At 70.8% G+C, this 25,856-nt stretch carries 21 protein-coding genes and 2 pseudogenes; 7 read left to right on the forward strand and 16 right to left on the reverse strand.

Annotated elements, in window-relative coordinates; genetic code table 11:
• A pseudogene (locus tag FF100_RS32095) lies at positions 1-116 on the forward strand (IS5/IS1182 family transposase); the annotation flags it as partial.
• A gap of 58 nt (positions 117-174) precedes the next feature.
• Positions 175-402: pseudogene (locus tag FF100_RS32100) on the forward strand (IS5/IS1182 family transposase); the annotation flags it as partial.
• On the opposite strand, the gene FF100_RS32105 reads toward FF100_RS32100, so the two are convergent.
• From FF100_RS32105 to FF100_RS32145, 8 genes are all read right to left on the reverse strand, one after another.
• On the reverse strand, positions 318-572 hold the full coding sequence (locus FF100_RS32105) for a hypothetical protein (RefSeq protein WP_139040097.1): 255 nt from the start codon (positions 570-572) through the stop codon (positions 318-320). The pseudogene FF100_RS32100 and the gene FF100_RS32105 sit on opposite strands and share 85 nt — an antisense overlap.
• A gap of 663 nt (positions 573-1,235) precedes the next feature.
• Positions 1,236-2,381: an iron-containing alcohol dehydrogenase gene (locus tag FF100_RS32115; RefSeq protein WP_139040099.1), complete on the reverse strand. Its 1,146-nt coding sequence runs from the start codon at positions 2,379-2,381 to the stop codon at positions 1,236-1,238.
• A gap of 165 nt (positions 2,382-2,546) precedes the next feature.
• Positions 2,547-3,197 carry an Asp/Glu/hydantoin racemase gene (locus FF100_RS32120; protein ID WP_139040100.1) on the reverse strand — a complete coding sequence of 217 codons (651 nt, stop codon included), beginning with the start codon at positions 3,195-3,197 and terminating at the stop codon, positions 2,547-2,549.
• Positions 3,194-3,880 carry a GntR family transcriptional regulator gene (locus tag FF100_RS32125; RefSeq protein WP_139040101.1) on the reverse strand — a complete coding sequence of 229 codons (687 nt, stop codon included), beginning with the start codon at positions 3,878-3,880 and terminating at the stop codon, positions 3,194-3,196. The genes FF100_RS32120 and FF100_RS32125 overlap by 4 nt, the downstream gene beginning before the upstream one ends.
• Before the next feature lie 201 nt (positions 3,881-4,081).
• Positions 4,082-4,894, reverse strand: coding sequence for an ABC transporter permease (locus FF100_RS32130; RefSeq protein WP_171070417.1), 813 nt, complete (start codon positions 4,892-4,894; stop codon positions 4,082-4,084).
• An 8-nt stretch (positions 4,895-4,902) separates the two neighbouring features.
• Positions 4,903-5,748 carry an ABC transporter permease gene (locus FF100_RS32135; protein ID WP_425463375.1) on the reverse strand — a complete coding sequence of 282 codons (846 nt, stop codon included), beginning with the start codon at positions 5,746-5,748 and terminating at the stop codon, positions 4,903-4,905.
• 12 nt (positions 5,749-5,760) lie between these two features.
• On the reverse strand, positions 5,761-6,804 hold the full coding sequence (locus FF100_RS32140) for an ABC transporter substrate-binding protein (RefSeq protein ID WP_139040104.1): 1,044 nt from the start codon (positions 6,802-6,804) through the stop codon (positions 5,761-5,763).
• A gap of 23 nt (positions 6,805-6,827) precedes the next feature.
• On the reverse strand, positions 6,828-7,937 hold the full coding sequence (locus tag FF100_RS32145; RefSeq protein WP_246102619.1) for an ABC transporter ATP-binding protein: 1,110 nt from the start codon (positions 7,935-7,937) through the stop codon (positions 6,828-6,830).
• A 108-nt stretch (positions 7,938-8,045) separates the two neighbouring features.
• Here FF100_RS32145 and FF100_RS32150 point away from each other — a divergent pair, with 108 nt between their 5' ends.
• Complete coding sequence (locus FF100_RS32150) at positions 8,046-9,464, forward strand: amidase (protein ID WP_246102621.1); 1,419 nt, start codon at positions 8,046-8,048, stop codon at positions 9,462-9,464.
• Positions 9,461-9,814, forward strand: coding sequence for a hydroxyisourate hydrolase (locus FF100_RS32155; protein ID WP_139040107.1), 354 nt, complete (start codon positions 9,461-9,463; stop codon positions 9,812-9,814). Before FF100_RS32150 ends, FF100_RS32155 begins: the two co-directional genes overlap by 4 nt.
• Positions 9,815-10,547: 733 nt before the next feature.
• On the opposite strand, the gene FF100_RS32160 is transcribed toward FF100_RS32155, so the two are convergent.
• Positions 10,548-11,753 carry an ABC transporter substrate-binding protein gene (locus FF100_RS32160; RefSeq protein WP_139040133.1) on the reverse strand — a complete coding sequence of 402 codons (1,206 nt, stop codon included), beginning with the start codon at positions 11,751-11,753 and terminating at the stop codon, positions 10,548-10,550.
• A gap of 246 nt (positions 11,754-11,999) precedes the next feature.
• On the opposite strand from FF100_RS32160, the gene FF100_RS32165 reads away from it, so the two are divergent.
• A complete protein-coding gene (locus tag FF100_RS32165) occupies positions 12,000-13,112 on the forward strand; it encodes an alpha/beta hydrolase (protein ID WP_425463377.1) in 1,113 nt (370 codons plus the stop codon).
• A gap of 222 nt (positions 13,113-13,334) precedes the next feature.
• Here FF100_RS32165 and FF100_RS32170 read toward each other — a convergent pair whose 3' ends face one another.
• On the reverse strand, positions 13,335-15,491 hold the full coding sequence (locus FF100_RS32170) for a methyl-accepting chemotaxis protein (RefSeq protein ID WP_139040109.1): 2,157 nt from the start codon (positions 15,489-15,491) through the stop codon (positions 13,335-13,337).
• Between the two features lie 271 nt (positions 15,492-15,762).
• On the reverse strand, positions 15,763-16,377 hold the full coding sequence (locus tag FF100_RS32175) for a TetR/AcrR family transcriptional regulator (protein WP_139040110.1): 615 nt from the start codon (positions 16,375-16,377) through the stop codon (positions 15,763-15,765).
• 88 nt (positions 16,378-16,465) lie between these two features.
• Here FF100_RS32175 and FF100_RS32180 point away from each other — a divergent pair, with 88 nt between their 5' ends.
• A complete protein-coding gene (locus tag FF100_RS32180; protein WP_139040111.1) occupies positions 16,466-17,716 on the forward strand; it encodes an efflux RND transporter periplasmic adaptor subunit in 1,251 nt (416 codons plus the stop codon).
• Between the two features lie 395 nt (positions 17,717-18,111).
• On the forward strand, positions 18,112-21,303 hold the full coding sequence (locus FF100_RS32185; RefSeq protein WP_139040112.1) for an efflux RND transporter permease subunit: 3,192 nt from the start codon (positions 18,112-18,114) through the stop codon (positions 21,301-21,303).
• A gap of 251 nt (positions 21,304-21,554) precedes the next feature.
• Here the strand turns inward: FF100_RS32185 and FF100_RS32190 are convergent, their stop codons facing one another.
• From FF100_RS32190 to FF100_RS32210, 5 genes are all read right to left on the reverse strand, one after another.
• On the reverse strand, positions 21,555-22,139 hold the full coding sequence (locus tag FF100_RS32190; protein ID WP_139040113.1) for a hypothetical protein: 585 nt from the start codon (positions 22,137-22,139) through the stop codon (positions 21,555-21,557).
• Between the two features lie 178 nt (positions 22,140-22,317).
• A complete protein-coding gene (locus tag FF100_RS32195; protein WP_171070419.1) occupies positions 22,318-23,022 on the reverse strand; it encodes an ABC transporter ATP-binding protein in 705 nt (234 codons plus the stop codon).
• Positions 23,015-23,776: an ABC transporter ATP-binding protein gene (locus FF100_RS32200; protein ID WP_425463376.1), complete on the reverse strand. Its 762-nt coding sequence runs from the start codon at positions 23,774-23,776 to the stop codon at positions 23,015-23,017. The genes FF100_RS32195 and FF100_RS32200 overlap by 8 nt, the downstream gene beginning before the upstream one ends.
• The gene (locus tag FF100_RS32205; protein ID WP_139040115.1) at positions 23,773-24,813 is read right to left on the reverse strand and encodes a branched-chain amino acid ABC transporter permease; all 1,041 of its coding nucleotides are present in this window, start codon (positions 24,811-24,813) and stop codon (positions 23,773-23,775) included. Before FF100_RS32205 ends, FF100_RS32200 begins: the two co-directional genes overlap by 4 nt.
• The gene (locus tag FF100_RS32210; protein ID WP_139040116.1) at positions 24,813-25,691 is read right to left on the reverse strand and encodes a branched-chain amino acid ABC transporter permease; all 879 of its coding nucleotides are present in this window, start codon (positions 25,689-25,691) and stop codon (positions 24,813-24,815) included. Before FF100_RS32210 ends, FF100_RS32205 begins: the two co-directional genes overlap by 1 nt.
• Positions 25,692-25,856: the final 165 nt, after the last annotated feature.

Genomic DNA, 25,856 nt, shown 5'->3' on the forward strand with positions numbered 1-25,856 from the left:
TCAACCGCGCCCGCCGCTTGCCCGTCCGCTACGAACGCCGCGCCGACATCTACGAGGCCTTCACGTTCCTGCAGGCAAGCCTCATCACCCTCCGCCAGATCAGGCGGTTCTGTTAGGCGCTCTAAGACCCCGTTTCAGACCGGTCGTGCAAGCTTAAGCGTTGGGTGAGCGGCAGGCGTCGCGGGCGGGCGCGGCGACGATCCCGCCAAGTGCGTCGTCGGCCGTCAGCGCCATGCATCGATCGGCACGGACGGTCGTCTGCGGATAATCGAGCGCACCCTGGGCTGGATCGGCCGCGGCCGCAGACTGACCCGCGATCACGAGGCGACCGTCTCCTCCGCGCTCGCCTTCTTCGTCCTCGCCGCTGCCATGATCCTCGTCAGGCGTCTCGCGCGGACTTTATGGAACAGGCTTTTATACCCTCGCGCCGTGGCATCGACACGGCGATGCCACGGCGTCCGGCGCATCAGCGCCGACGCCCGTTCGGGCTTGCCTTGCGCCGTCGAACCGATCCGTTCGAAGGCGCGGCGGTATGAGCAGCCTTCGACGAATGGCGTGACGCACCTGGCCATGAGGGAGATCCGAACATTCACCGCGCAGGCACCTACCGCATGGCCGACGGCAGCACTCGCCGCGTCCTGCTCGCGTCTTTGCCCATAAAGGGGCAACGCCAGCGCGGCCGCAGTTGGAGCCAACGCCTGACGACGCGCCGGCCCGAGCGGCAGGCATGGGCCAGGGCGTCGCGCATGACGGACACCCGGCACGAGCGGCTCCTTGGCTCTTGGAGATGACCGCCCCTGCCCATCGCCTGGACCAAGCCATCGACGGCCTGGGCCGAGAGGCCTTGCATGGAGGCCTCCTGGATCACCGCCGTGAGCGCCTTCTCGGTCATGCGGCGCGGCACCGGGAAACGCGGGAGGTCACTATCCGTCCCCCGCTTCGGGCGTCGGCCCGGTGGGCGGGACGTCCTCCAGCCCGGAGGGCGGCCAGCAGGGCCTCCTCGCAAACGGCGAGGCCGGAGGCATCGAGCAGTGGACCAGGCAATTCAGCGAGCGTGACTGGAAACGCTTACCGACGAGCGAGATAACGACGGACGCAAGCCCCATCCCGGGACGGGATCATGGTGACGCCGAACCAGGAGAATCCCGGAGCGCGGCCCGGAACGGCCAGGGATGGCAGGAGGGGGCTGAAACCCGGGGATCCGGGTCTTGCCCTCTGCCCGCCTTCTCAGCCGATCAGGCCGCCCGCCCGTGCAGCGACACCCGGAACAGCTGCCGGAACTCCTCCGCCCCGACCGGCCGGCCGTTGGTCGCCGTCGAGTGGTCCTCGACGGCCCGGGGCACCAGCGCCTCGCAATCCGCCTCGGTCACCCCCATGGCGGCGAGGTCGGTCGGCAGGCCGAGGTCGCGGTTCAGGGACTCGACCGCGGCGGCGAGGTCGGCGCCCTCAGGCAGGCCCATCGCCTGGCGCAGAGCCACGTACTTGGCCTCGCAGGACGGCGCGTTGAAGCGCAGCAGGTGCGGCAGGATCACGGCGTTGAGGGTGCCGTGGTGCAGCCGCTTCGCCTTCAGGCCGCCGAGGGCATGCGACATCGAATGGACGGCCCCCAACCCCTTCTGGAAGGTCATGCCGCCTTCGAGCGCCGCCATCATCATGTCCTCGCGGGCGTCGAGGTCGCTGCCGTCGCGGACCGCGCGGAGGAGCGAGCGGGTGGCGCGGGCGAGGCCGTCGAGGGCGATCGCCTCTGCCGGCGGGTTGTGGCGGGGGCTCAGGTAGGTCTCGATGCAGTGGGTCAGCGCGTCCATGCCGGTGGCGGCGGTGAGGCCGGGAGGCAGGCCGAGCGTCAGCGCGGGATCGCAGATCGCCACGTTGGGGATCAGGTAGGGCGAGATGAAGCCGAGCTTGCGCCCGTCGGCGAGCGTGATCAGCGCCGCGCGGCCGACCTCGCTGCCGGTGCCGGCGGTGGTCGGCACCGCGATCACCGGGGGCTGGTCGGCGCGGATGCGCGGGATGCCGCCGAGGATGGCGGCGTAGGTCGCCAGCGGCTCGTCGTGGGTGGCAAGGAGCGCCACGCCCTTGGCAAGGTCGAGGGGCGAGCCACCGCCGACCGCGATCACCGCATCGCACCCCTCCGCCCGGAAGCGGTCGCGGGCCTCGATCGTCGCCTCCTCGGTCGGGTTCTCGGGCGTGCCGTCATAGACCGGGGTGGCGGCGGGCAGGCCGCCGGCCTCGAGGACGCGGGCGATCAGGCCGGCCGCCACGACGCCGCGATCGGTGACGATCAGCGGCCGGCGGACGCCGAGGAGCGCCAGTTCCTCGCCGACCAGCCGGACGGCGCCGCGCTCGAACTGGATCCTGGTGAGATAGGTGATGAGGCTCATGGGAACGCTGCCTGATGGGACCGGTGCCCGGCACGGGCGCGCGAGGGCGCCGGCGAGCGCCGCAGCGCTCGAGTCCCGCTCCTCCCTCACGCCCCGTCCCGGGCCTGCGTCAGCCTAACACAGGCCCTCCCGGATGAGCATTGCAGGAGCGGCATGCAGTCGGCGTCACGCCAGCCCGGCGGCGGCCAGCAGCGCCTCCGTGCCGAGGGTCGTGGCGTCGAGGAGCGGCACCCCGTCGATCTCCGCCGGCAGGCGCCAGCCGGGCAGGTTGGTGCTCCAGATCAGCACCGCCTCGCAGCCGGCGGCCGCCTCCCGCGCCGCGGCGGCGAGGCGCGGCGGGAGCACGTGGGCGGCCAGCCGGTTCTCGGCGATGCCGAGCGTGGCGGAGGCGCCGATGACGATGCCGGCCTCGGCGAAGCGGGCGGTGACCAGGGCGGCCTCGTCCATGCCGCCCTGCACCACGAGGCCGAGGCGGCGCACGCCAAGGTCGCGGAGCCGCGCCCGCGCCGCGAGCGCGGTCGTCACCATCGGCAGGCCGGTGCGGCGGGTCACGGCCGCGCACAGGCGCTCGTCGGGCGTGAAGCCGAGGGCGGCGCCGCGGGTGGCGTTCCAGCACAGGGCGGCGACGCCGGCATCGGTCAGGAGGTCGGCGGCGGCGAGGAAGACGGATTCATCGTAAGTCTCGCCCAGCAGCATCGCGCCGTAGGGCACCCGGGCGTAGCAGGCCTCGGCCAGCCCCGTGAGCCGGGCTTCGGTCGCCCGTTCCACCACGCGGTTCGAGGAAGGCAGGATCACCCCGAGGGCGGGTGCGGTCATCGGCTGGGTCCTTGTGCGAGCCGGGCCACCAGCAGGGCCTGGGTGCGGGCGATGTGGGCGTGCATCAGGGTCCGGGCCCGCTCCGGCGCGCGATCCCGCAGGGCGTCGAGGATCGCCCGGTGCTCGGCGAGGGATTCCGCCACCCGTCCGTCGGCCGCCAGGGCGAAGTTGTGCGCCCGCTCCAGCCGGGCGAAGGCGCGGCCATGCGCCTCGGCGATGGCCGGGCTGCGGGCGGCGGTTACGATCAGCCGGTGGGCCTGGCGGTTGAGGCGGGTATAGGCATCGCGGTCGTCCCGCGTTGCCTCGAGGGTCGCCTGGAGCCGGTCGAGCCGGTCAAGCTCGCCTGCCGTCATCCGCTCGGCGGCGAGGCCGGCGCAGGCGCTCTCGAGGGCCGCCCTCAGCTCGAAGAGCGGTATGAGGTCGGCGGGATCGAGACGGGTGACCAGGGCGGCGCGGTTGCGCCGCAGCGTCACCAAGCCCTCGCCGGCGAGGAGCTTCAGCGCCTCCCGCACCGGCGTGCGCGACATCCCGAGGCGGGTCACCAGGTCGGGCTCGTTCAGCACCTCGCCGGGGGAGAGCAGGTTGAGCAGGATCAGCCGGCGCAGGGAAGCGGCGGCCTGCTCGGTCAGGGAGGGCGGGGGACGGGGTGGGGCATCGGCGGGAGCCGGGGAAGTGAGGGGCAAGGGGTCCTAGATCATCGATACCAGACGCAAAACCGACATATCGAAGGGTGGTAGGTTTCAGGATGTCGAGTTCCTGCCCGACGGGCGCGACGTATCAAGAACAGCGCGGGGTGACCCCTCTCCCCGCGGGCGGGGAGAGGAGAGGGCCAGCGCTATTCTCCATTGGATAGCCTCGTATGCGGGAGTTGGGGCATCAGCTTCTCACACCAGCCGCCGCGACAACCCCGTCATTCTTTCCATGACGGCAATCCCGCCGATCGTCGCGACGATCAGGATTCCGGAGAGGGCCGCGATGGTGACGTCGAGGCGGCCTTCGAGGTCCTGCCACATCCGGATCGGCAGCATGTCGGTGGCGGCGTCGCGCAGGAACAGCGAGACCGGGATGTTGTCGAACGAGGCCATGAACGCGAGAAAGCCGCCGGACAGGATGCCCGGCCGGATCAGCGGCAGGGTGATGCGCCGGAAGGTGTAGAGCCGCGAGGCGCCGAGGCTCGCCGAGCCTTCGAGCAGGGAGGGCTGGAGCTGGGTCAGCGCCGCGACCGTGTTGCGCACCACGTAGGGCACGCAGACCACGGTGTGGCCGAGGACCAGCGTGAAGACCGAGACCGGCCAGCCCAGCAGCGAGAAGAACATCAGGCTCGACAGGCCGAAGGCCAGGGCCGGCAGGATCAGCGGCGACAGGAAGAAGCTGTCGAGGAGGCGCGCCGACAGGCGCGGCGAGCGCGCCACCGCGAGGGCCGCCAGCACGCCGAGCCCGACGGCGAGGAGGGTGGCCAGCACCGCGACCGTGAGGCTGTTCCTCAGCGCGAAGTGCAGCTGCCAGGCCTCCAGCAATTCGCCGTACCAGCGGAAGGAATAGCCCGGCGGCGGGAAGCGGAGGGACAGCCCGTCGGTGAACGACACCACCAGCACGATCAACGTGGGGGCGAGCAGCAGCACCACGGCGAGAAGTGCCAGGAGATGCAACAGGCCCTCGAACGAGAGCCGGTCCAAAGCGCCGGGAGTACGGGACATCGTCACTCTCACGTCTGCGCGTAGCCGCGGGCGAGGCGGCCGAGCGCGTTGAAGCCGAGCACCACGGCGAGCACCGCGACGAGGAAGATCACCGACATCGCCGCCGCGAACGGCCAGTTCTGCAGCGCGATCGCCTGCTGGTAGATGTAGCCCGGCATGAACAGCATCTGCCCGCCGCCGATCAGCGACTGGGTGATGAAGCCCGAGATCGCCGCCGCGAAGGTCAGGACGGAGCCGGCGATCAGGCCCGGCAGGCAGAGCGGCAGGGTCACCCGGACGAAGGTGCGCCAGCGCCCGGCGCCGAGCGCTTCGGAGGCGTCCCACAGGCTCGGATCGATGCGGGCGAGCGCCGTCATCAGCGGCAGCACCATCAGGGGCATCTGCACCTGGGCGAGCGCCGCGACGAGGCCGCCCTCGGCATAGAGCATCCTGAGCGGCGTCTCGATCAGCCCGAGGGAGGAGAGCAGGGAGTTGATCACCCCCTGCCGCCCGAGGATCACGATCCACGCGAAGGTGCGGATGACGACGCTGGTGAGGAGCGGCGTCAGCACCGCCAGGATGATTAGTCCGCGCACCCAGCCCCCGGCCCGGGTCGCGACCAGAGCCAGCGGCAGCCCGAGGACGAGGCAGGCCGCGGTGACCTTCAGCCCGAGCCAGAGCGTGCCGAGGAGCACGCCGAGGCTGAAGCCGTCGCCGAGGAACGCCGCGTATTGCGACAGGCCGAATCCGCCATCCGCGCCACGGAGCGACAGGCCGACGAGCGCGACGAGGGGCGCGGCGAAGAACGCCGCGAAGAAGACCGCGAGCGGGCTCGCCAGCCGCAACGGGTAGGTGGTGACGTCCGGCAGAGCCACGGGGATGCTTCCTTACAGCTTGATCTCGCGGTTGAACCGCTCGATCCAGGCCGGGCGCTGCGCGTTGATCGTCTTCCAGTCCTGGAACACGAACTTCTTCTTTAGGTCGTCGGTGTCACGCGCGAGCACCCGGGCGATCTCGCCGGTCATCTTCACCTTGGTGTTGGTGGGGACGACGAGGTAGGGCGCCTGCATCAGCCGGGTCTGGACCGGCTCGGAGATCGCCGCCTCGATCAGCTTGAAGGCGAGTTCGCGGTTCTGCGAGTTCTTGACGATCTGGATCAGCGTCTTGAAGGCGATGGCGCCTTCCTTGGGCGCCACGAACTCCACCGGCACGCCCTTGGCCTTGAGGATCTGGATCGCGTTGAAGTTGCCGGGCGAGATGTCGACCTGGCCCTGCTGGAACAGGGTGGCGAGCGCGCCGGGATTGGCCGCCACCGCCGAGAGGTTGGGCTTGAGCTTCTCCATCGCCTTGAAGGCGGGGTCGATGTTCGATTCCGAGCCGCCATGCATCTTGGCGACCTCGACCATGAAGCCGGTGCCGAGGGTCGAGTTCATGTTGGTGATGCCGACCCGGCCCTTGAACTCGGGCCGCCACAGGTCGGCCCAGGAGGTCGGCGGGGTCTTCACCGTGTCGGGGTTGTAGGTCAGGCCGACGACCTGGAAGAAGGCGGCCGGGCCGTTGGGGTCCTGCGCGTCGGGGATCAGGTCCTTGAACGCGGCGCTGCGCTCGACCGGGAAGGGTTCGACGAGATCCTGGGCGAGCGCCGTCAGGGCCGGGCCGGGATCGTGCAGCATCACGTCGATCGGCGGGTTGGCCTTGGCGGCCGAGACCTTGGCGATCTGGTCGACCGACAGCATCGGGTCGAGGACGATCGGCGCGTTGTTGGTCTCCTTGCGGAAGGCCGGCACCAGCACGGCCTTGTGCGCCTCCTCCCAGCTTCCCGTGAAGGTCGCGAAGACGAGGGGCCGGGCCTGCGCGAAGGACAGGCCGGGAAACAGCTCCATCGCGCCGAGCGACAGCGCGGTGGTCAGGAGGGTACGGCGGTCGAGCATCGAGGAAAGCTCCTTGGGGACGATCAGGCGGCGGCCGGGAAGGCGGAGGCGAGGCCGGGGGCGACGGCGATGCGCACGGGGGTGCCGGGCGGGCGTAGAGCCCCCCCGCCTTGGCGCGGCTCGGCGATCTTGAGCGGCCGGCCGGCGCCGACCCGGACCTCGTGGACGACGGTGGGACCGAGCGGCAGCGCCATCTCGACGATTCCGGCGATGCCGTCCTGCCCGTCGGTGAGACGCAGGTGCTCGGGCCGCAGGCACAGGGTGACCCGGGAACCCGGCGCGATCGGCCGGGCCAGCGGTCGGGCGACGACCTCGCCGCCGGCATCGAGCGCGATGCGCGGACCGTTGCCGTCCTGGCCGACCATCACCCCCGGCACGGCATTGGCCGAGCCGACGAAGGTATTGACGAACAGCGATTCCGGCGCGTCGTACACGGTGGTCGGCGCCGCGAACTGCTCCAGCCGCCCGTTCGAGAGCACCGCCACCCGGTCCGAGAGCGACAGGGCCTCTTCCTGGTCATGGGTGACCAGCAGGGTCGTCACGCCGGCGACGCGCTGGAGCCGTTTCACCTCGATCTGCATGTCGAGGCGCAGGTTCTTGTCGAGGGCCGCGAAGGGCTCGTCGAGGAGCAGCACCGCTGGACGGATGGCCAGCGCCCGCGCCAGCGCCACGCGCTGCTGCTGCCCGCCCGAGAGCTGGCGGGGATAGCGCCCGCCGGCATGGCCCAGCTGGACGAGCTCGAGCAGGCGCTTGGCCTCAGCCGCCTGCTCGGCCCGGGGGGCGCCGCGGGCGGCGAGGCCGTAGGCGACGTTCTCGGCCACCGTGAGATGCGGGAACAGGGCGTAGTTCTGAAACACGATGCCGACGGCGCGCCGGCTCGGCGGCAGGGCGTCGATGACCTGGTCGCCGACGATCACCCGCCCCTCGGTCTGGCGCAGGAAGCCGGCGACGATGCGCAGCAACGTGGTCTTGCCGCAGCCCGACGGCCCGAGCAGCGACACCAGCTCGCCGCCGCGGATGTCGAGGTTGACGGCCTCGACCGCGGTCGCGCCGCCATACCGATGGGTGATGCCGTCGAGCACGACGGAGCGCCCCTCCGCCTGGGCCTGGTTGCGGGCTCCGGATGGTGTCACGGTGGTGGTTCCTGCGGCATCGATCTTGCTGCCCACGATGATCGCAAATCGTATGCCAATTTGGAGAAATCTCATGGCCGACCATGACTTGACCGCTGGATGCCTTGCATGAGCACGGAACTCTGGCGCCTGTCGGCGATCGAACTCGGCCGGCTCTTCGCCGCCGGGCACGCCTCCCCGGTCGACGCCCTGGAGGCGGCGCAAGCCCGCGCGGCCGCGTGGGAACCGCACCTCAACGCCATCGCGCGGGAGAACCCGCGGGCGCGGGACGAGGCCGAGGCAAGCGCCGCGCGCTGGCGCGCGGGTGCGCCGCTCTCGGCCCTCGACGGCGTGCCGATGACCGTGAAGGAGTTCCTGGTCACCGGGGGGATGCCCTCGACCTATGCCGAGCCCGGGGCGGCACCGGCGTCCGCACAGGACGAGCTGCCTGTCGCACGGGCACGCGGCGCCGGCCTGGTGACGCTCGCCAAGACGACGATGCCGGAATTCGCCGTGCAAGGTTACACGGCATCTGCCCGTTTCGGCGTCACCCGCAACCCGTGGAACGTCGCGCTCACCCCCGGCGGCTCGACCGGCGGCGGCGCGGCCGCGACCGCGGCCGGCTACGCGCCGATCGCCCTCGGCACCGATGGCGGCGGCTCCCTGCGCCGGCCCGCCGGCCATACCGGCCTCGTCGGGCTGAAGAGCAGCCTCGGCCGGGTGCCGCGCCACGGCGGCCTGCCCTCGCCGCTGCTCGATTTCGAGGTGGCGGGCGCGCTCACCCGCTCCGTCGCGGACAGCCGCGCGGTGCTCCACCTGATGCAGGGCGCCGACCCCCGGGTGCTGTGGTCGACCTTTGCCGCCCCCATCCGGCCCGACCGCCGCTTGCGCGCCCGTTACGTCGAGCGCATCGGCGACGCCCCCCTCGATCCGGCCATCGCGCATGCGTGCAGGCGGGCCCTGTCGGATCTGGAGGCACTGGGCGTCGCGGTCAAGGAAGGCCCGCTGCCCTTCGACATCGCCGGGCTGAATGCCCTATGGCCGGAGATCGGCAAGATCGGCCTCGCCCGCCTGTTCGCGGCCGATCCGGCCCTGGGCGCGCGGGCGAGCGCGTCGTACCGGGCGATGGCGGACGAGGGCGCCCGCGCCCCGGCCACGGTGCTCGCCGAGATGGTCGAGCGGGTGCAGGCCCTGCGCAACGCCGCGAATGCGGCCTTCGCCGACCTCGACCTGATCGTCACGCCGTCGGCCGCGGCGATGCCCTGGGCCGCGGATGCAGTCTATCCGGAGGTGATCGACGGGCAGCCGGTCGGCCCGCGCGGCCACGCGGTCTATTCGGGCTGGGTCAACGCCGCCGCCCTGCCGGCCGTGAGCCTGCCGGTCGATCCGGCGCCGGACGGCATGCCGATCGGCCTGCACCTCGTCGCCGGGTTCGGGCAGGACGACCGGCTCCTCGACCTCGCCGCGGCGATGGAGGCACGCCGCCCCTTCGCCGACCGCTGGCCGGTCCTGCCGGATCCGGCCCGGTTCGTGGAGGCGGCGCGATGAGTGCCGGCGGCATCTCGGTCCACGCCGTCGACGTGGCGGAGGGCTGCCCGGCCCTCGGCCTGCGGGTCACGATCTCCGCCCTCCGCGACGCGGGGGCTCACCCCGTCGCCGAGGGCGTGATCGGGCCGACCGGCAGTTTCGATCATCCGGTGGTGCGGGGTGTCGGCATCGCGGCCGGCACCTACGAAGCCGTGTTCCATCTCGGTGCCTATTTCACCGCGCAGGGACGGCCGGGCCCGCATTTCCTCGACCAGGTGCCGTTCCGCTTCACCATCGCGGACGCAGGCGAACATTACCACCTGCCGCTGAAGTTCACCCGCTTCGGGTACGCCGTGTTCCGCGGGGTGTGAGCGGCCTTCGGCGCTCGCAAGCGTTCCGCCCTCCTCCGCGTCATCCCGGGCCGCGGCGGCCCCCACCGGGCCGAGCCCCCGCTCACCGGGATGACGAACCGCATGTGCGGCCCCCTGAAGGCTTTGGCCAGAGGCGCAACCGACGATCGAGCTTGATGCCCGCCGCTATCAGGAGTGCGGGCCGCTTTTGCGCGACCGCGGTCTCTCGTGCCGGGATACGATTGCCATGGCGTTTGCCTGGTCAGGCGTTCGGCGCACTGCCAAGCCCATCCCAGACAATCCATGCAGCTGCACTACGAAGATGCCGATTCGAGACAATGGAACAATGCCACGGACTGGATAGATAATATCTTCGGGATCGGCCAGTCATCTATTGCATTTAGACGAGCAACGCCACCCCGGGACACGCCGTCCGCCTCCGCCGGATCCTCCCACCGGGCGCCCCTGACCCGCCTCGCGCCGTCATCGCCGGACGCTCCGGCCGTGACGGCGGCGTTTTGCTGTTTGCCATCCTGCTCGGGGCGTGTCCGGGAGGCGAGCCGAAAGTCGGCACGCCCGCCTGCTCACGCCGGTCGAACCGGCGTGCGGCCAACCGGGTGAGCCACCACGATCACCCCGAGCGCCGCCACCGCAGGGAGAGACGGCGCGCGAGCGGCGCGCCGCGTCCGGCGAGGCTCGGCCCGCTCCGCGCGGCCCTCGCCTTCGTTGTTTCCTTGAATGTCAGTTCTTACCGTCAGTTCTTGCCGACCAGCGGGCAGCCGCCCTGGTTCATCGGCTTGAACGCCTGGTCGCCGGGAATGGTCGCGAGCTTGTTGTAGACGTCCCAGGGCCCCTTCGACTCGGATGGCTTCTTGACTTCGAACAGGTACATGTCGTGGATCGTACGGCCGTCGGGCCGGATCGTGCTCTTGCCGAACAGCGGATCCTCGGCCGGGTTGGCCTTCATCCAGTCCATCACGACCTTCGCGTCCTTCGATTTCGTCGCCGCGACCGCCTTCAGGTAGTGCATCAGCCCGCCATAGACGCCGGCCTGGTTCATGCTCGGCATGGTGCCGTTGGCCCGCTTGGCGAAGCGCTCCGAGAATGCCCGGGTCCCGTCGTTCAGGTCCCAGTAGAAGGCTTCGGTCAGCACCAGCCCCTGGGCGACCTCGAGTCCGAGCGCCTTGGCGTCCTGGGCGTAGAACAGGAGCGCGGCGAGCTTCTGCCCGCCCTGGGTGATGCCGAATTCATGCGCCTGCTTGACCGCGTTGATCGTGTCGCCGCCGGCATTGGCGAGACCGATCACCTTGGCGCCCGATCCTTGGGCCTGGAGCAGGAAGGACGAGAAGTCGCTCGCCGGGAACGGCACCTTGGCCGAGCCGAGGACCTTGCCGCCGTTGCGGAGGACGACGGCGGCGGTCTCGGTCTGCAGCGATTGCCCGAAGGCGTAATCGGCGGTCAGGAAGAACCAGGTATCGCCGCCGCGCTTGACCATGGCGCCGCCGGTGCCGTTCGCCAGCGCGTAGGTGTCGTAGGTCCAGTGGACGGTATTGGGCGAGCATTGCGGACCGGTCAGATCGGTGCTGCCGGCGCCGGAATCGACGAAGATCTTGTTCTTCTCGCGCGTGATCTGGCTCACCGCGAGCGCGACGGAGGAGGTCGGCACGTCGAAGATGGCGTCGACGCCGTCCCGGTCGTACCATTGCCGTGCGATGCCGGCGCCGACATCCGGCTTGTTCTGGTGATCGGCCGCCACGATCTCGACCGTCACGTCCTTGTTGGCCGCGGCGAAATCCTCCACCGCCAGTTGCGCCGCGGCGACCGAGCCCTTGCCGCCGATATCCGAATAGACGCCCGACATGTCGTTCAGGACGCCGACCTTGAGCTTGATCTGTGCCAGGGCGGGCAGCGCCGAGAGCGCGAGGCAACCGGCGGACAACAGCAACCGCTTGACGAACATCATCCATCCTCCCGTTTCACACTTGTTGTTCGTTCACAAGGCGACACCCGGCCGGGATCGTCAAGCGCGACGAAGGACCGGCGAGGCGCGGGCGGGGCCGCGCGACGGCGGCGCGGGGTCGCGCCCATGCGCCGGTGGCATCGCTGGTCCGGTGTCCAACCGTCTCCGCGCGCCCTACACTTCCCGCGCCTGCCGAGCGCCGCGCGAGACGGCGCGGGCGGTCCCACGGGAGGAACAGGGCTCATGATCACCCAACCGCGTCGCGCCACCCGCTCGCATGCCCCGGCGGCCAAGCCCAAGGCCGCCCAGACCCGCAACGCGACAGCCTGGGGCTGGGGAATCCTGGCGGGTCTCGTCGTCGCCACGTCGGTGGCGGCCCAGGACGCCACGCCGCTGCAGGTGCCGGCCAAGAGCGTGCCGGTGCCGGGCGACGTCAGCCCGCAGATGGCCAAGGTGATCGGTGCGCCGCTCCGCGCGAACTGGGCCATCCAGCCGAGAACCGGCGAGGAGTGGAAGCCGGTCGCCGAGGCCGGCGCGGCGGCGCTCGCGCGCCAAGTGCCCGGGATGCTCGCGCGCCTGAAGGTCACGGTCGAGCGCACCACGATCGATGGCGTGCGCGCCTTCATCCTCACTCCGGACGACATCCCGCCGGAGAATCGCGACCGGCTGCTCGTCCACGTCCATGGCGGCTGCTACGTGCTCAATCCCGGCGAGGCCGGGCTGCCCGAAGCGATCTTCATGGCCGGGTTCGGCCGGTTCAAGGTGATCTCGGTCGATTACCGGATGCCGCCGGAGGCGACCTACCCGGCCGCCCACGACGACGCGATGACCGTCTGGAAGGCGGTGACCCGGACGACCGACCCGAGGCGGACGGCGATCTTCGGCACCTCGGCGGGCGGCGCGCTGACCCTCGCCATAGTGCTGCGGGCCAAGCAGGAGGGGCTGCCGCTGCCGGCCGCGATCGCCCCCGGCACGCCGATGTCCGACACCACCAAGGTCGGCGACAGCTTCGTCACCAACGCGATGCTCGACAACGTGCTGGTCTCGCCCGACGGCTTCTGCGACGCCGGGGCCAAGGTCTACGCCAACGGCCACGACCTGAAGGACCCGATGCTGTCGCCAGTCTACGGCGACCTGAGCGGCTTCCCGCCGACGATCCTGACCACCGGCACCCGCGACCTGCTCCTGTCCAACACCGTGCGGGTGCACCGCAAGCTGCGGGAGGCCGGCGTCGAGGCCTTCCTCCAGGTCGGCGAGGGGCAGTCGCACGCCCACTACATCCGCGACGACACCGCGCCGGAGACGAAGGCGGTGTTCATGGAGATCGCCGGCTTCTTCGACCGGCATCTCGCCCGATGACGTGATGCCCTCGCGCCTCGGCATCGACACGCCGATGCCAAGGCGTCCGGCGCATCGGCGCCGACGCCCGTTCGGGCTTAGCCAGCGCCGTCGAACGGATCCGGTCGACGGCGCTGCGGCATGAGACGACCGACGGCCGCAGCGGCCGTCGGTCCCGACGCGCAGAATCCGGGCCGGCTCCCTGGCCGCGGCGGGCGGGCTCCGGAGCGGGCTCGTCGTGTTTCAGGCGGCCCGGACGCTGGCGAGGAAGCCCTCGACCTCCTGGCGCAGGCGGGCGCACTGATCCGACATGTCGTCGGAGGCGCGCGCCACCTCGGCGGCGGCGCGGCCCGCCGTGCCGGCCGCCTCGGCCACCGCACCGATGTCGCTCGTCATCGCGGCGGTACCGTCCGTCGCCTCGGCCATCTGGCGCACGATCTCGTGGGTCATCGCGCCCTGCTCCTCGATCGCCGAGGCGATCCCGGTCGAGACCTGGCTCATGGCCTCGATCTGCGCGGTCACGCCGGTGATCGCCTCGCCGGCCCCCTGGCTGGTCGACTGGATCGCCGCGACGTGGCGGCCGATCTCCTCGGTGGCCTTGGCGGTCTGGCCGGCGAGCTCCTTGACCTCGGCGGCCACCACCGCGAAGCCCCGCCCCGCCGCGCCGGCCCGCGCGGCCTCGATCGTGGCGTTCAGCGCCAGCAGGTTGGTCTGGCTGGCGATCTGCGACACCAGGCCGACGACGTCGCCGATGCGGGCGGCGGCGGCGGACAGCTCCGCCATCGTGCCGCCGGCATCCCGCGCCTGCGCCACCGCCTCGGCCGACATTCCGGCGGCCTGCGTGACCTGGCGGCCGATCTCGGCCACGGTCGCCCCCAGCTCCTCGGCCGCCGCCGCGACGGCGCCGACATTGCCGCTGGTCTGCCGGGCCACCGCCGCGACGCTGACCGAGCGGGACGCGGTGCCCTCGACCGCCTGGCTGACGGCGTCGGAGGCCCCCGTCAGCCCCTCGGCCGCTCCCGACACGCGGGCGACGATGGCACCGACCGAGACCTCGAACCGGTCGGCGAGGTCGCGCAGCAGGGTGCGCCGCGCCTGTTCCTCGCGCAGGCGCGCCGCCTCGGTGGTCTGCAGCTGCTGGGCCGCCTCCTCGAGGGAGACGTCGCGGATCATCACCACCGCCCGGGCGATGTCGCCGATCTCGTCGCGGCGGCGGAAGCCAGGCACCTCGTCGAGGGTCTGGCGGGCGGCGAGCGCCTTCAGCGCCCCGGTCAGCGCGGCGAGCGGGCGCACGATCGCCCGCGCCATCACGAGGCCGAGGAGCGCGGTGCCGGCGAGCACGGCGAGGCCGATCACCACCAGGAGCCGCGACAGGGAATCCACCGCCCGGAGCGCCTCGGCCTCGGACTGCTCCGCCACCATGGTCCAGGTGGCGCCGAGCACCGGCATGGCGGTGCTCACCGCCATGCGGCGGCCATGCGGCGTGTCGTAGCTGAACGGCGCCTGCGCGGCGATCTGCTCGGGGGTGATGCCAAGATCGCTCGACGGCGCGCCGGCCGCGACGTCCTGCGACAGCGGCGGCTTTCCGCGCAGCCGCCCGTCGGGGCCGACCGCGAGCGTCTCGCCGGTCTCGCCGAGGCCGGCGCGCTGCGACAGGGTCTGGTCGAACACGGAGGGCGCGAGCCGCATCACGATGTAGCCGGCGCGCTCCACCGCCTGGCCGGTGCCCATGGCGACGTTGGCGCGCCGGTTCATCGCCTTGCCGACGAAGGCCGCGGGACCGCTGCCGACCGGATAGGGGGCGAAATCCGCGACCGACACCACGTCGGGCCCGGCTGCCTTCATCTGCTCGAACAGCCGGGCGAGGCCGGTCTCGCGCAGAGCCGGATCGGTGACCGAGGCGGCGAAGTCGTCGCCCTTGGTCGCCGTGTAGACGATCCGCCCGTTGGGATCGAGGAACAGGAGGTCGGCATAGCCCGGATGGACCAGGAGCTTGCGGGCAACCTCCTGCACCTTGACGTGACGGCGGCCATACATCGTGTTGGTCGTCGTCCCGTCGAAGGCGAGCCGCGCCTCGATCCCGACCGGGGCCCGGAACGCCGTCAGGATCGTGGCATAATCGGGCTTGCCCGGCTCGAGGTTCTCGATCAGGTCGGTGAAGTTCGAGGCCACCTGCGGGTGACCGGCCGCGGCGACGAATTCCGCCTGCGCCCGCTCGGCGACCTGGGCGATGCCCTGCCCGGTCGCGGTCGCGGCGAGCCGCAGCGTGTCCTGGACGGAGGAGACGAGGCTGCTCCTCGCGGAATACCAGCTCAAGCCGCCCATCACGCTCGCGCTCACGAGCGCGAGCCCGACGATCGTGGCGGGCAGCCTGACGGCCAGCTTGGAGAGGGACAGCATACGGTAATCCAGCTCACGATGGGCAGCTAGCCGTTCAAGGCTCGGGATTCGGGACAGATGCCCCGCTGCCGTGGAGATTGCCGGATTCACGATAATTTTCGGTGAAACGCTCGATTTTCGCCCGCCCTTGGGTCATGCCGTAACAGTTACCCAAAAGTCCGGGCTTCGAAACAGCAAAAGCCGGCGGCCGAGCCGCGAACACGCTGACCGGCAAGGGCAATCCGCAGCCTCTGGCGGCCTGCGATATCGCCACCAGGCGCGTGCTCCTGCGTCAGGCCGGCGCGCCGACCGGCCCGCACCCCGACGGAAACGCCCCGAGCGACACCCGCGCCACCTCGCGCAGCGCCTCCCGGTCGGCGCCGGACGAGGCCAGGACCCCCATGCCGGAGGCGACCGTCGACAGGAAGCGGGCGAGCGCGGCAGGGTCGCCTTCCATCGGCAGGTCGCCCTCGTCACGCGCTCGCACGAAGCGCTCGCGTAGCTCGGTCTCGGTCTGGGCGCGCCGGGCGGCGAGCTCGAACGGGATGTTCTCCGAGCCGGCGCCGCAGGCGAGCCCGCCCTGGACGAGCAGGCAGCCCGGTGGGTTCGCCGGGTCGGTGTGGCTCTCGGCGATGCTCGACAGGAAACGCTCGGCGACGTCGCGGGCCGTCGCGCCGTCGAGCACGTAGCGCATATGCGCCGAGCGGCGCTCCGCGTAGCGGTCGAGGGCGGCCTTGAGGAGGCCCTCCTTGCTGCCGAAGGCGGCGTAGAGGCTCGGCGGCTTGATGCCCATCGCCTTGGTCAGCATCGCGAGCGTCGCCCCGTCGTAGCCGTGGCGCCAGAACACCTCCATCGCCTCGTCGAGGGCCTTGTCCGTGCAGAAGGCCCGGGGCCGCCCCATTGCCATTGTCCGCTGGCTCCAACTTTTGTAACGAGTGGTAGATAAGTCACTTGACGGCCAGCGTCCACGCCGACATGTGTAACGCACCTTACAGATGCCGGAGCCGGCCGTGAATCCCGATCCTGCTGTCGTCCCGTCCCGCCTCCCCCGCCTCGCCGCGTCCGGCCTCGCCCTCGCGCTGGTGGCGGGGATCTCGTACCCTTACCTGCCGCTGCCGCGCCTGTCCCCGGGTCAGGCCGTCGCCGCGACCCCGGCCGCCGAGCCGGCGGTGCCGGTGCCGGTCGCCGCGGTCGAGCCGCGCGACGTGGTGCTGTTCGACGAATTCTCGGGCCGGCTCGAGGCGGTCGAGCGAATCGACGTGCGGGCCCGGGTCGGCGGCGCGGTCCAGGCGACGCATTTCTCGGAGGGCGACCTCGTCCGGGCCGGCGACCTGCTGGTCACGATCGATCCCGCTCCCTATGCGGCGGAAGTCCAGCGCCTGGAGGCCCAGGTGGCGGGTGCCGAGGCGCGCCTGGCGCTGACGGCGAGCGACTACGAGCGCGGCCAGCGCCTGTCGGACCAGCGCATCGTCACGGCGCGCGACCTCGACGTGCGGGCGAACGCCTTCAAGGAGGCGAAGGCCAATCTCGATGCCGCGAATGCGACGCTGGCCTCGGCCCGCCTCAACCTCGACTACACGCAGGTGCGGGCCGCGGTGGGCGGCCGGGTCGGCCGTCGCGAGATCACGCCGGGCAACCTCGTGGCGACCGGGGCGGGGGCGGCGGTGCTGACGACCCTCGTCTCGGTCGATCCGATCTATGCGAGCTTCGACGCCGACGAGACGGTGGTGCTGAAGGCGCTGTCCAGCATCGCCGAGCCCTCGGGCCGGCGTGGCAAGCTCGACCGCATCCCGGTCGAGATGGCGACCGCCGACGGCGAGCGGGCGACCGGGCACCTCCAGTTCATCGACAACAAGGTCGATGCCCGCAGCGGCACCGTGCGGGTGCGCGCCACCTTCGCCAATGCCGACGGGCACCTGATCCCCGGCCAGTTCGCCCGCATGCGCCTCGGCCAGGCGGCGCCCGAGCGGCTGCTCCTCGTCGACGAGCGGGCGGTCGGCACCGATCAGGACAAGCGCTTCGTGCTGGTGGTGGGTGCCGACAACCGGGCCGCGTTCCGGGCGGTCACCCTCGGCCGGGCGGTCGAGGGCCTGCGGATCGTCACCTCCGGGCTGTCGGGGGGCGAGCGGATCGTCGTCAACGGCTTGCAGCGGGTGCGGCCGGGGAGCCTCGTCAGCCCGTCGCCGGTGACGATGGGGGCGCGGCCGATGCAGGAGCCGGGGACGGGGAAGCTGGCGCAGCGGTAAAGGGCGGCGGACGAGAACGCTGCGTCCGTCCCTCACCTCCCCTCGTCATCCCGGGGCCGCGCAGCGGATTTCGGGATGACGCGGAGGGTTTCAGGTCCGTCGAGGGGATCGAAGCCCCCGCCGCATCGAGCGCCGCCTCCGATACCGACCTCCCAGAACCAATCTCAGTTCCCCTCTCCCGTGTGGGAGAGGGGCCAGGGGTGAGGGTGCTGCGCGTCCGAAGAGAGTTCGGAATGTTCCGTCTTCGGCACCCCGATCAGTGCGCGATCCGGCACCGTCTCCACCCTCACCCCTACCCCTCGCCCACGCGGGAGAGGGGATCCCGCGATTTCGTCTTGTCCTGAGATATGAGGCGGCAGCCGCCTCCAGGATCCCTCTCGCCCCCGGAGGGCGGCATGAACCTCTCCAAGTTCTTCATCGACCGCCCGATCTTCGCGGGCGTGCTCTCGGTGCTCATCTTCATCGGCGGGCTGCTGTCGCTGTTCGCGATGCCGATCTCCGAATACCCGGACGTGGTCCCGCCCTCGGTGGTAGTGCGGGCGACCTTCCCGGGGGCCAACCCGAAGGTCATCGCCGAGACCGTGGCGACGCCGATCGAGGAGCAGATCAACGGCGTCGAGGGCATGCTCTACATGTCGAGCCAGGCGACGACGGACGGCATCATGACGCTGACCGTGACGTTCCGGCTCGGCACCGACCCCGACAAGGCGCAGCAGCTGGTCCAGAACCGGGTCTCGCAGGCCGAGCCGCGCCTGCCGGCGATCGTGCGACAGCTCGGCATCGTCACGGTGAAGTCGTCGCCCGACCTGACGATGGTGGTCCACCTCGTCTCGCCGAACGGCCGGTACGACATGACGTACCTGCGCAACTACGCGGTGCTCAACATCAAGGACCGGCTCGCCCGCCTCGACGGCGTCGGCCAGGTGCAGCTGTTCGGCTCCGGCGACTACGCGATGCGGATCTGGCTCGACCCGCAGCGGGTCGCCGAGCACGGCCTGTCGGCCGGTGACGTGGTGCGGGAGATCCAGGCCCAGAACGTCGAGGCGGCGGCCGGCACCATCGGCGCCTCGCCGGCGGTTCCCGGCCTCGACCTCCAGCTGTCGCTCAACGCGGAAGGGCGGCTCACCAGCGAGGAGCAGTTCGGCGACATCGTGGTCAAGACCGGCGAGAACGGCGAGATCACCCGGCTGCGCGACATCGCCCGGATCGAGCTCGGCGCCGCCGACTACGCGCTGCGCTCGCTCCTCGACAACAAGTCGGCGGTGGCGCTGCCGATCTCGCAATCGCCCGGCTCGAACGCGATCCAGATCTCCGACGCGGTCCGCCGCACCATGGCGGAGATCAAGCAGACGATGCCCGAGGGGGTCGATTACCAGATCGTCTACGACCCGACCCAGTTCGTGCGCGCCTCGATCGAGGCGGTGATCCACACCCTGCTCGAGGCGGTCGCCCTCGTGGTGCTGGTGGTGATCCTTTTCCTGCAGACCTGGCGGGCCTCGATCATCCCGCTGCTCGCCGTGCCGGTCTCGATCGTCGGCACCTTCGCGGTGATGCACGCCTTCGGCTTCTCGATCAACGCGCTCAGCCTGTTCGGCCTCGTTCTCGCCATCGGCATCGTCGTCGACGACGCGATCGTGGTGGTGGAGAACGTCGAGCGCAACATCGAGGCCGGGCTGTCACCGCGCGATGCCAGCTACCAGGCGATGCGCGAAGTCTCGGGGCCGATCATCGCCATCGCCCTGGTGCTCGTGGCCGTGTTCGTGCCGCTCGCCTTCATCAGCGGGTTGACCGGCCAGTTCTACAAGCAGTTCGCGCTCACCATCGCGATCTCGACCGTGATCTCGGCGATCAACTCGCTGACCCTGTCGCCGGCCCTGTCGGCCCTGCTGCTCCAGGACCACCACGCGCCGAAGGACCGGCTGACCAAGGCTCTCGACGCCCTGCTCGGCTGGTTCTTCCGCCGCTTCAACCGCGCCTTCGGGCGCGCCTCGGACGGCTACGGCCGCGGCGTCGGCGGCGTCATCTCGCGTAAAGGGGCGATGATGGTGATCTACCTCGTCCTCGTCGGCGTGACGGTGCTGCTGTTCCGCCAGATCCCCGGCGGGTTCGTGCCGGGCCAGGACAAGCAGTACCTCGTCGGCTTCGCGCAGCTCCCCGACGGCGCCACCCTCGACCGGACCGAGGAGGTGATCCGCACGATGAGCGAGATCGCCCTGAAGGAGCCCGGCGTCGAGAGCGCGGTAGCCTTCCCGGGCCTGTCGATCAACGGCTTCACCAACTCGTCGAATTCGGGGATCGTGTTCTCGACCCTCAAGCCGTTCGAGGAGCGAAAGGGGCCGGCCTTGAGCGGCGCCGCCATCGCGATGGCGCTGAACAAGAAATATGCGGCGATTCCCGAGGCGTTCATCGCCATGTTCCCGCCGCCGCCGGTCAACGGCCTCGGCACGATCGGCGGGTTCAAGCTGCAGATCGAAGACCGGGCCGGCCTCGGCTACGACGCCCTGAACGAGGCGACGAAGGCCTTCCTCGCCAAGGCCGCCCAGGCGCCGGAACTCGCCGGCCTGTTCTCGAGCTTCCAGATGAACGTGCCGCAGCTCTTCGCCGACATCGACCGCACCAAGGCGCGCCAGCTCAAGATCCCGGTCACCGACGTGTTCGACACGTTGCAGATCTATCTCGGATCGCTCTACGTCAACGACTTCAACAAGTTCGGGCGCACCTACTCGGTCCGGGTCCAGGCCGATGCGCCGTTCCGCGCCCGCTCGGACGATGTGGGCTTGCTCAAGGTGCGGGCGGGCTCCGGCGAGATGGTGCCGCTCTCGACCTTGCTGCGCGTGCGCCAGACCGCCGGCCCCGAGCGGGCGATGCGCTACAACGGCTTCCTCACCGCCGACATCAATGCCGGCGCCGCCCCCGGCTTCTCGTCCGGCCAGGCGCAGGAGGCGGCCTCCCGCATCGCCGCCGAGACCCTGCCGCGGGGCTTCGCCTTCGAATGGACCGACCTCACCTACCAGGAATTCATCGCCGGCAATTCGGGGGTCTGGGTGTTCCCGCTGGCGCTTCTCTTGGTCTTCCTGGTGCTGGCGGCGCAGTACGAGAGCCTCGCCCTGCCGCTGGCGATCCTGCTGATCGTGCCGATGGGCTTGCTCGCGGCGATGACCGGCGTCTGGCTGTCGTCGGGCGACAACAACGTGTTCACCCAGATCGGCCTGATCGTCCTCGTCGGCCTGTCGGCCAAGAACGCGATCCTGATCGTCGAATTCGCCCGCGAGCTGGAATTCGCCGGCCGCACCCCGGTCCAGGCGGCGATCGAGGCGAGCCGGCTGCGCTTGCGCCCGATCCTGATGACCTCGATGGCCTTCATCATGGGCGTGCTGCCCCTCGTCACGGCGACGGGGGCCGGCTCGGAGATGCGCCGCGCGATGGGCGTGGCGGTGTTCTCCGGCATGATCGGGGTGACGGCGTTCGGGTTGTTCCTGACCCCGGTCTTCTACGTGCTGCTGCGACGGCTCAGCGGCAACCGGCCGTTGAAGCAGCATGGCGGGCACGGAACGGTGGCGGAGGGGCGCGTGGTCGAGGTGGCGTGAGGCGGTACACCGACCACCGATCTCGACGACACCTTTCAGGGTCATCCCGGGGCCGCGAAAGCGGAGCCGGGATCCAGAACCGCCGACAGTGCAGGACGATGCCGAACCGACCCCGGGTTCTCGCCTTTGGCGAGCCCCGGGATGCCACGGTGAAGCGGGAAGGTGGGGGCTCCTTCCGCCCTCATCCTTCGCCGGCAAAGTGAATCATATCCTTGCGCCGTCGAACGGATCCGTTCGACGACGCGGCGGTCTCACACCTTGAAATCCCCCGGGGCGATATCCGCGCTGCGCAGGAAGATCTGCAACGCCGGCTGCATCGACCGGTGCAGGTGGGCGAGGTCTTCCCGTGCGCCGCCGAGCGCCCGGGTCATCGCCTCCTCCAGGCCGCCGGCGCCGTAGGGCGCGGCCGCATCGACCGCCGGCACGCCCCGCGCCTCGTCCCAGCCCATGGCGAGATGGCGGATCAGGGCGACATGCTCCGGCCCAACCTCGAACACGATCTGCTCGGGCGACGTCCCCGTGCTCTCCTCGCGAAAGACGTCGGAGACGTGGGACAGGTCGAGCTTGGTCAGCGGGTTGTGGTAGCTGTAGCGGCCGGGCTTGAGCTCGGCGTGGCGCAGGAAGGCGACCAGCGCCTCGCCCACCGCCCGGTGCTCCTCGGCCGCGCCCTCGTCGTCGCCGGTGACGTTGGCGATGTCGCCGTCGCGGTCGAGGCTGCCGTAGGGGGCATCCGGATGGATCACCGGGGCGCCCTGCCCCGCCGGATCCCAGGCCACGACCAGCCGCCGGATCAGGGCGATGCGCTCAAGCGTGATCTCGGTGGTGCGGCTGGTCATCGATGGGTCTCCGTGCGGCGACCTCTGTAGAGCATCGGGTGAGCGGGCGGGAGTCTCGCGCCGAGGGCCTTTGCGCCTCTCCCCGCCCGCAGGGAGAGGCGAGGACCGCGTCCCTCTCCGGGCGACGATCGATGCCGTGGCCGCAAGCATCGACGCTTGGTCCCCCTCAATGCCGGGATCAAATCCCCAGGTAAACCCGGCGCACCTCCGGATCGTCCCGCAGGGTCGCCGCCGGTCCGGCGAGCATCAGGCGACCGGTCTGGAGCACGTAGGCCCGGTCGGCGATGCTGAGCGATTCCGCGAGGCGCTGCTCGACCAGGAGGATCGTCGTGCCCGAGGCGCGGATCGCCTCGACGGCGGAAAAGATCTCGTCGACGAGCTTGGGCATGATGCCCTGCGAGGGCTCGTCGAGCATCAGGAGGCGCGGCCGGGTCATCAGGGCGCGGCCGATCGCGAGCATCTGCTGCTCGCCGCCCGACAGCGTGCCGGCGCGCTGCGGCAGGCGCTCCTTCAGGCGTGGGAACAGGGAGAAGACCCGCTCCAGCGGCGCCTCGCGGTCGGCGGCCTTGCGGTGGAGGTAACTGCCGAGCCGCAGGTTGTCGGAGACGGAGAGGCGCGGGAAGAGCCGCTTGTTCTCCGGCACGTAGGCGATGCCCTTCGCCGTGATGGCGTGGCCGGGCAGGCCGTCGATGCGGGCGCCGTCGAACACCACCTCGCCGGAGCGGGGCCGCTCCATCCCGGCGATGGATTTCAGCAGCGTCGACTTGCCGGCGCCGTTGGCGCCCGCCACGACGACGATCTCGCCGGTCTCGACCTCGATCGAGATGCCCTGGATGGCCAAGAGGCCCTGATAGGCGGTGGAGAGCGCGCGGACCTCAAGCAGCACGGTGGCGCTCCCCCAGATAGGCGGTGATCACGCCCTCGTGGCGCACCACCTCGGTCGGGTGGCCCTCGGCCAGCACGCGGCCGAGATGCAGCACCACGGCGCGGTCGACCAGCGGCATCACCACCTCCATCACGTGCTCGACCATGATGACGGTGACGCCGCTCGCCGCGACCTTGCGGATCAGCTCGACGCCGGCCTTGGCCTCGCTCGGGGTCAAGCCCGTCAGCACCTCGTCGAGGAGGAGAAGCTTCGGCTCGGTGGCGAGCGCACGGGCGACTTCGAGACGGCGCTTCTCGGGCGGCGTCAGTTCCCCGGCCACCGCCTCGGCCCGGTGGGCGAGCCCGGCGAAGTCCAGGGTCTCGAGGGCGACGCGGCGGGCCGCGGCGGCGCTGGCGTGGCGGGCGAAACCGCCGACGATGACGTTCTCGACCACGTTCATCGAATCGAACGAGCGCGGCACCTGGAAGGTGCGGGCGATGCCGCGCCGGCAGCGCTCCGGTGCCGGCAGGTCGGTGATGTCCTCGCCCCGGAAAAAGATCCGCCCCTCGCTCGGCCGGTAGGTGCCGGAGATCAGGTTGAACAGGGTCGACTTGCCGGCGCCGTTCGGCCCGAGCAGCCCAAGGATCTGGCCCTCCGGCACGTCGAGGCTGACATCGGCATTGGCGACGAGGCCGCCGAAGCGGAGCGTGACGTGGTCGATGTGCAGCAGGGGAGCGCTCACGGGAGGGGAACTCACGGGCACGGTGCTCACGGCGTCGCCTCCTCGTTGCGGGCCTTGCGGGTGCGGCGGAACAGGCTGAGCACGCCCTCGGGCCGGGCCAAAGCCACCACCATCACGAGGATGCCGTAGAGCATCAGGTCGAGGCCGTTGCCGCTGCCGCCGAGATACGAGCGGCTGATCTCGGTGAGCGGGATCAGGATCGCGGCCCCCACCAGCGGCCCCCACAGGGTGCCGATGCCGCCGAGCACCGCCGGCAGGGCGAAGAGCAGCGAGAAGCGGAAGCTCATCACGCTCTCGGGATCGATGTAGGACACGTAGGCGGCGTAGAAGCCGCCGCCGATCGCGGTGAAGAAGGCCGAGACGGCCGCGGCGGCCATCTTGGAGCGGAAGACCTCGACGCCGAGGCTCTCGGCGGCCTGGGCGTCGTCCTTCACGGCGCGCCACCAATAGCCCCAGCGTGAGCCCTCGATCAGCCAGGTCACGAACCAGACCGCCGCCAGGAAGCCGATCGCGAAATGGACGTACGGAATCTTGTCGCGGGCGAACTGGAGCGTCCACCAGGAATCCGGGTTGAACGGCCACTGGATGCCCATCGCGCCGCCGACGAAATCCCAGTTGTGGACGAGCAGCAGGCCGATCTCCGCGATCACGATGGTGGCGATCGAGAAGTAGTGGCCGGCGAGGCGAAAGCACGGATAGCCGAGGAGGAGCGCCACCGCCGCCGAGAGGACGCCGCCCGCCAGCATGCCGAACCACGGCAGCACGCCGTAATTCACGAACAGCACCGTGGTCGCGTAGGCGCCGAAGCCGAAATACAGCGCGTGGCCGAGGGAAACCTGGCCGCAATAGCCGCCCAAGATGTTCCAGCTCTGCGAGAGCGCGGCGTACATCAGGGTCAGGATCAGGACGTTCTGGAGGTAGACGTCGCGGATGCCGTAGGGAAGCGCGGCGAGCGCGGCGAAGACCAGTGCGGCGACGATCAGCTTGCGCCGGCGCTTGGCCGCGTAGCTCGCCTCGGCCCGGACGAGGCCGGCGCCCGGCGCGAGGGCGGTGGTCAGCGTGGTCATCAGAGCCTCCCGAACAGGCCTTGCGGCCGCACGAACACCACCGCGAGGTAGAGGGCGTAGACGCCGACGGACTTGAGCGCCGGCGGCAGGATCACCGCCGTGAACGCCTCGACGAGGCCGACGATGATTCCGGCGACGAGCGCGCCGGCCACGCTGCCGAAGCCCCCGAGCGCCACCGTGACGTAGGCGATGAGCGCGAAGCTCGCCCCGACCTGGGGGTGGATGTAGTAGAAGATCGCCAGCACCGCCCCGGCGAGGCCGACGAGGGCGGCCCCGAGGCCCCAGCCGAGGGCGAAGACCCGGTTGCGGTCGATGCCGACGAGCGCCACCGCGCCCTGGTCCTCGCGCGTCGCCTCCAGCGCGCGGCCGAAATCGGTGCGGCTCATCAGCAGGTGCAGGCCGCCGAACGCGGCGAGCGAGACGACGGCGCCGAAGATCTGCGGCCAGGGCAGGAAGATGCCGCCGAGGTCGAGGGTGCGCCCGCCGAGCCAGGTGTTCTGGACGTTGCGGTAGTCGGGGGTGAACAGGTACTGCGCGGCGCCCTGGAGCAGGATGGCGAGCCCGAAGGTCGCGAAGATCTGCACCATGCCCTGGTTGGCCTTGGCCCGCATGGCGAACCGCACCACGCCCAGATAGGCAGCGGCCCCCAGCATGAAAAGCAGGGCCGCGACCAGCGGCATCAGCACCACCGGGTCGAGATGGGTCACCAGCACCAGACCGAAGGTCGCGTACATGGCCAGCATCAGGAACTCGCCATGGGCGAAGTTCACCACGTCCATCAGGCCGAAGATCAGCGAGAGGCCGACCGCGATCAGGGCGTAGATCAAGCCCATCAGGAGGCCGCTCGCCAGCACCTGCACCAGGGCTTGCGTCGTCATGGGGTCAAGGGCTCCGGTGGGGGCTTCCGGGAATGCGGCCGCCGGGGAAGGCGCCTCCCCTCCCCCTTGCGGGGAGGGGTCGGGGTGGGGTGGTGCCGCGTCGAGCGCGAGGTTCGTTCGGCACCACCCCCACCCCTCGCCCCTCCCCGCAAGGGGGAGGGGAAG

It is taken from the genome of Methylobacterium terricola (assembly GCF_006151805.1).
Lineage (GTDB): Bacteria > Pseudomonadota > Alphaproteobacteria > Rhizobiales > Beijerinckiaceae > Methylobacterium > Methylobacterium terricola.

Bases quoted from the DNA above. Each gene is read 5' to 3' on its own strand.
- FF100_RS32105 (WP_139040097.1), bottom strand. From the start codon at position 572: ATGGCCAGGTGCGTCACGCCATTCGTCGAAGGCTGCTCATACCGCCGC.
- FF100_RS32115 (WP_139040099.1), bottom strand. From the start codon at position 2,381: ATGAGCCTCATCACCTATCTCACCAGGATCCAGTTCGAGCGCGGCGCC.
- FF100_RS32120 (WP_139040100.1), bottom strand. From the start codon at position 3,197: ATGACCGCACCCGCCCTCGGGGTGATCCTGCCTTCCTCGAACCGCGTG.
- FF100_RS32130 (WP_171070417.1), bottom strand. From the start codon at position 4,894: ATGTCCCGTACTCCCGGCGCTTTGGACCGGCTCTCGTTCGAGGGCCTG.
- FF100_RS32140 (WP_139040104.1), bottom strand. From the start codon at position 6,804: ATGCTCGACCGCCGTACCCTCCTGACCACCGCGCTGTCGCTCGGCGCG.
- FF100_RS32150 (WP_246102621.1), top strand. From the start codon at position 8,046: ATGAGCACGGAACTCTGGCGCCTGTCGGCGATCGAACTCGGCCGGCTC.
- FF100_RS32155 (WP_139040107.1), top strand. From the start codon at position 9,461: ATGAGTGCCGGCGGCATCTCGGTCCACGCCGTCGACGTGGCGGAGGGC.
- FF100_RS32160 (WP_139040133.1), bottom strand. From the start codon at position 11,753: ATGTTCGTCAAGCGGTTGCTGTTGTCCGCCGGTTGCCTCGCGCTCTCG.
- FF100_RS32170 (WP_139040109.1), bottom strand. From the start codon at position 15,491: ATGCTGTCCCTCTCCAAGCTGGCCGTCAGGCTGCCCGCCACGATCGTC.
- FF100_RS32175 (WP_139040110.1), bottom strand. From the start codon at position 16,377: ATGGCAATGGGGCGGCCCCGGGCCTTCTGCACGGACAAGGCCCTCGAC.
- FF100_RS32180 (WP_139040111.1), top strand. From the start codon at position 16,466: ATGCCGGAGCCGGCCGTGAATCCCGATCCTGCTGTCGTCCCGTCCCGC.
- FF100_RS32185 (WP_139040112.1), top strand. From the start codon at position 18,112: ATGAACCTCTCCAAGTTCTTCATCGACCGCCCGATCTTCGCGGGCGTG.
- FF100_RS32190 (WP_139040113.1), bottom strand. From the start codon at position 22,139: ATGACCAGCCGCACCACCGAGATCACGCTTGAGCGCATCGCCCTGATC.
- FF100_RS32205 (WP_139040115.1), bottom strand. From the start codon at position 24,813: ATGACCACGCTGACCACCGCCCTCGCGCCGGGCGCCGGCCTCGTCCGG.
- FF100_RS32210 (WP_139040116.1), bottom strand. From the start codon at position 25,691: ATGACGACGCAAGCCCTGGTGCAGGTGCTGGCGAGCGGCCTCCTGATG.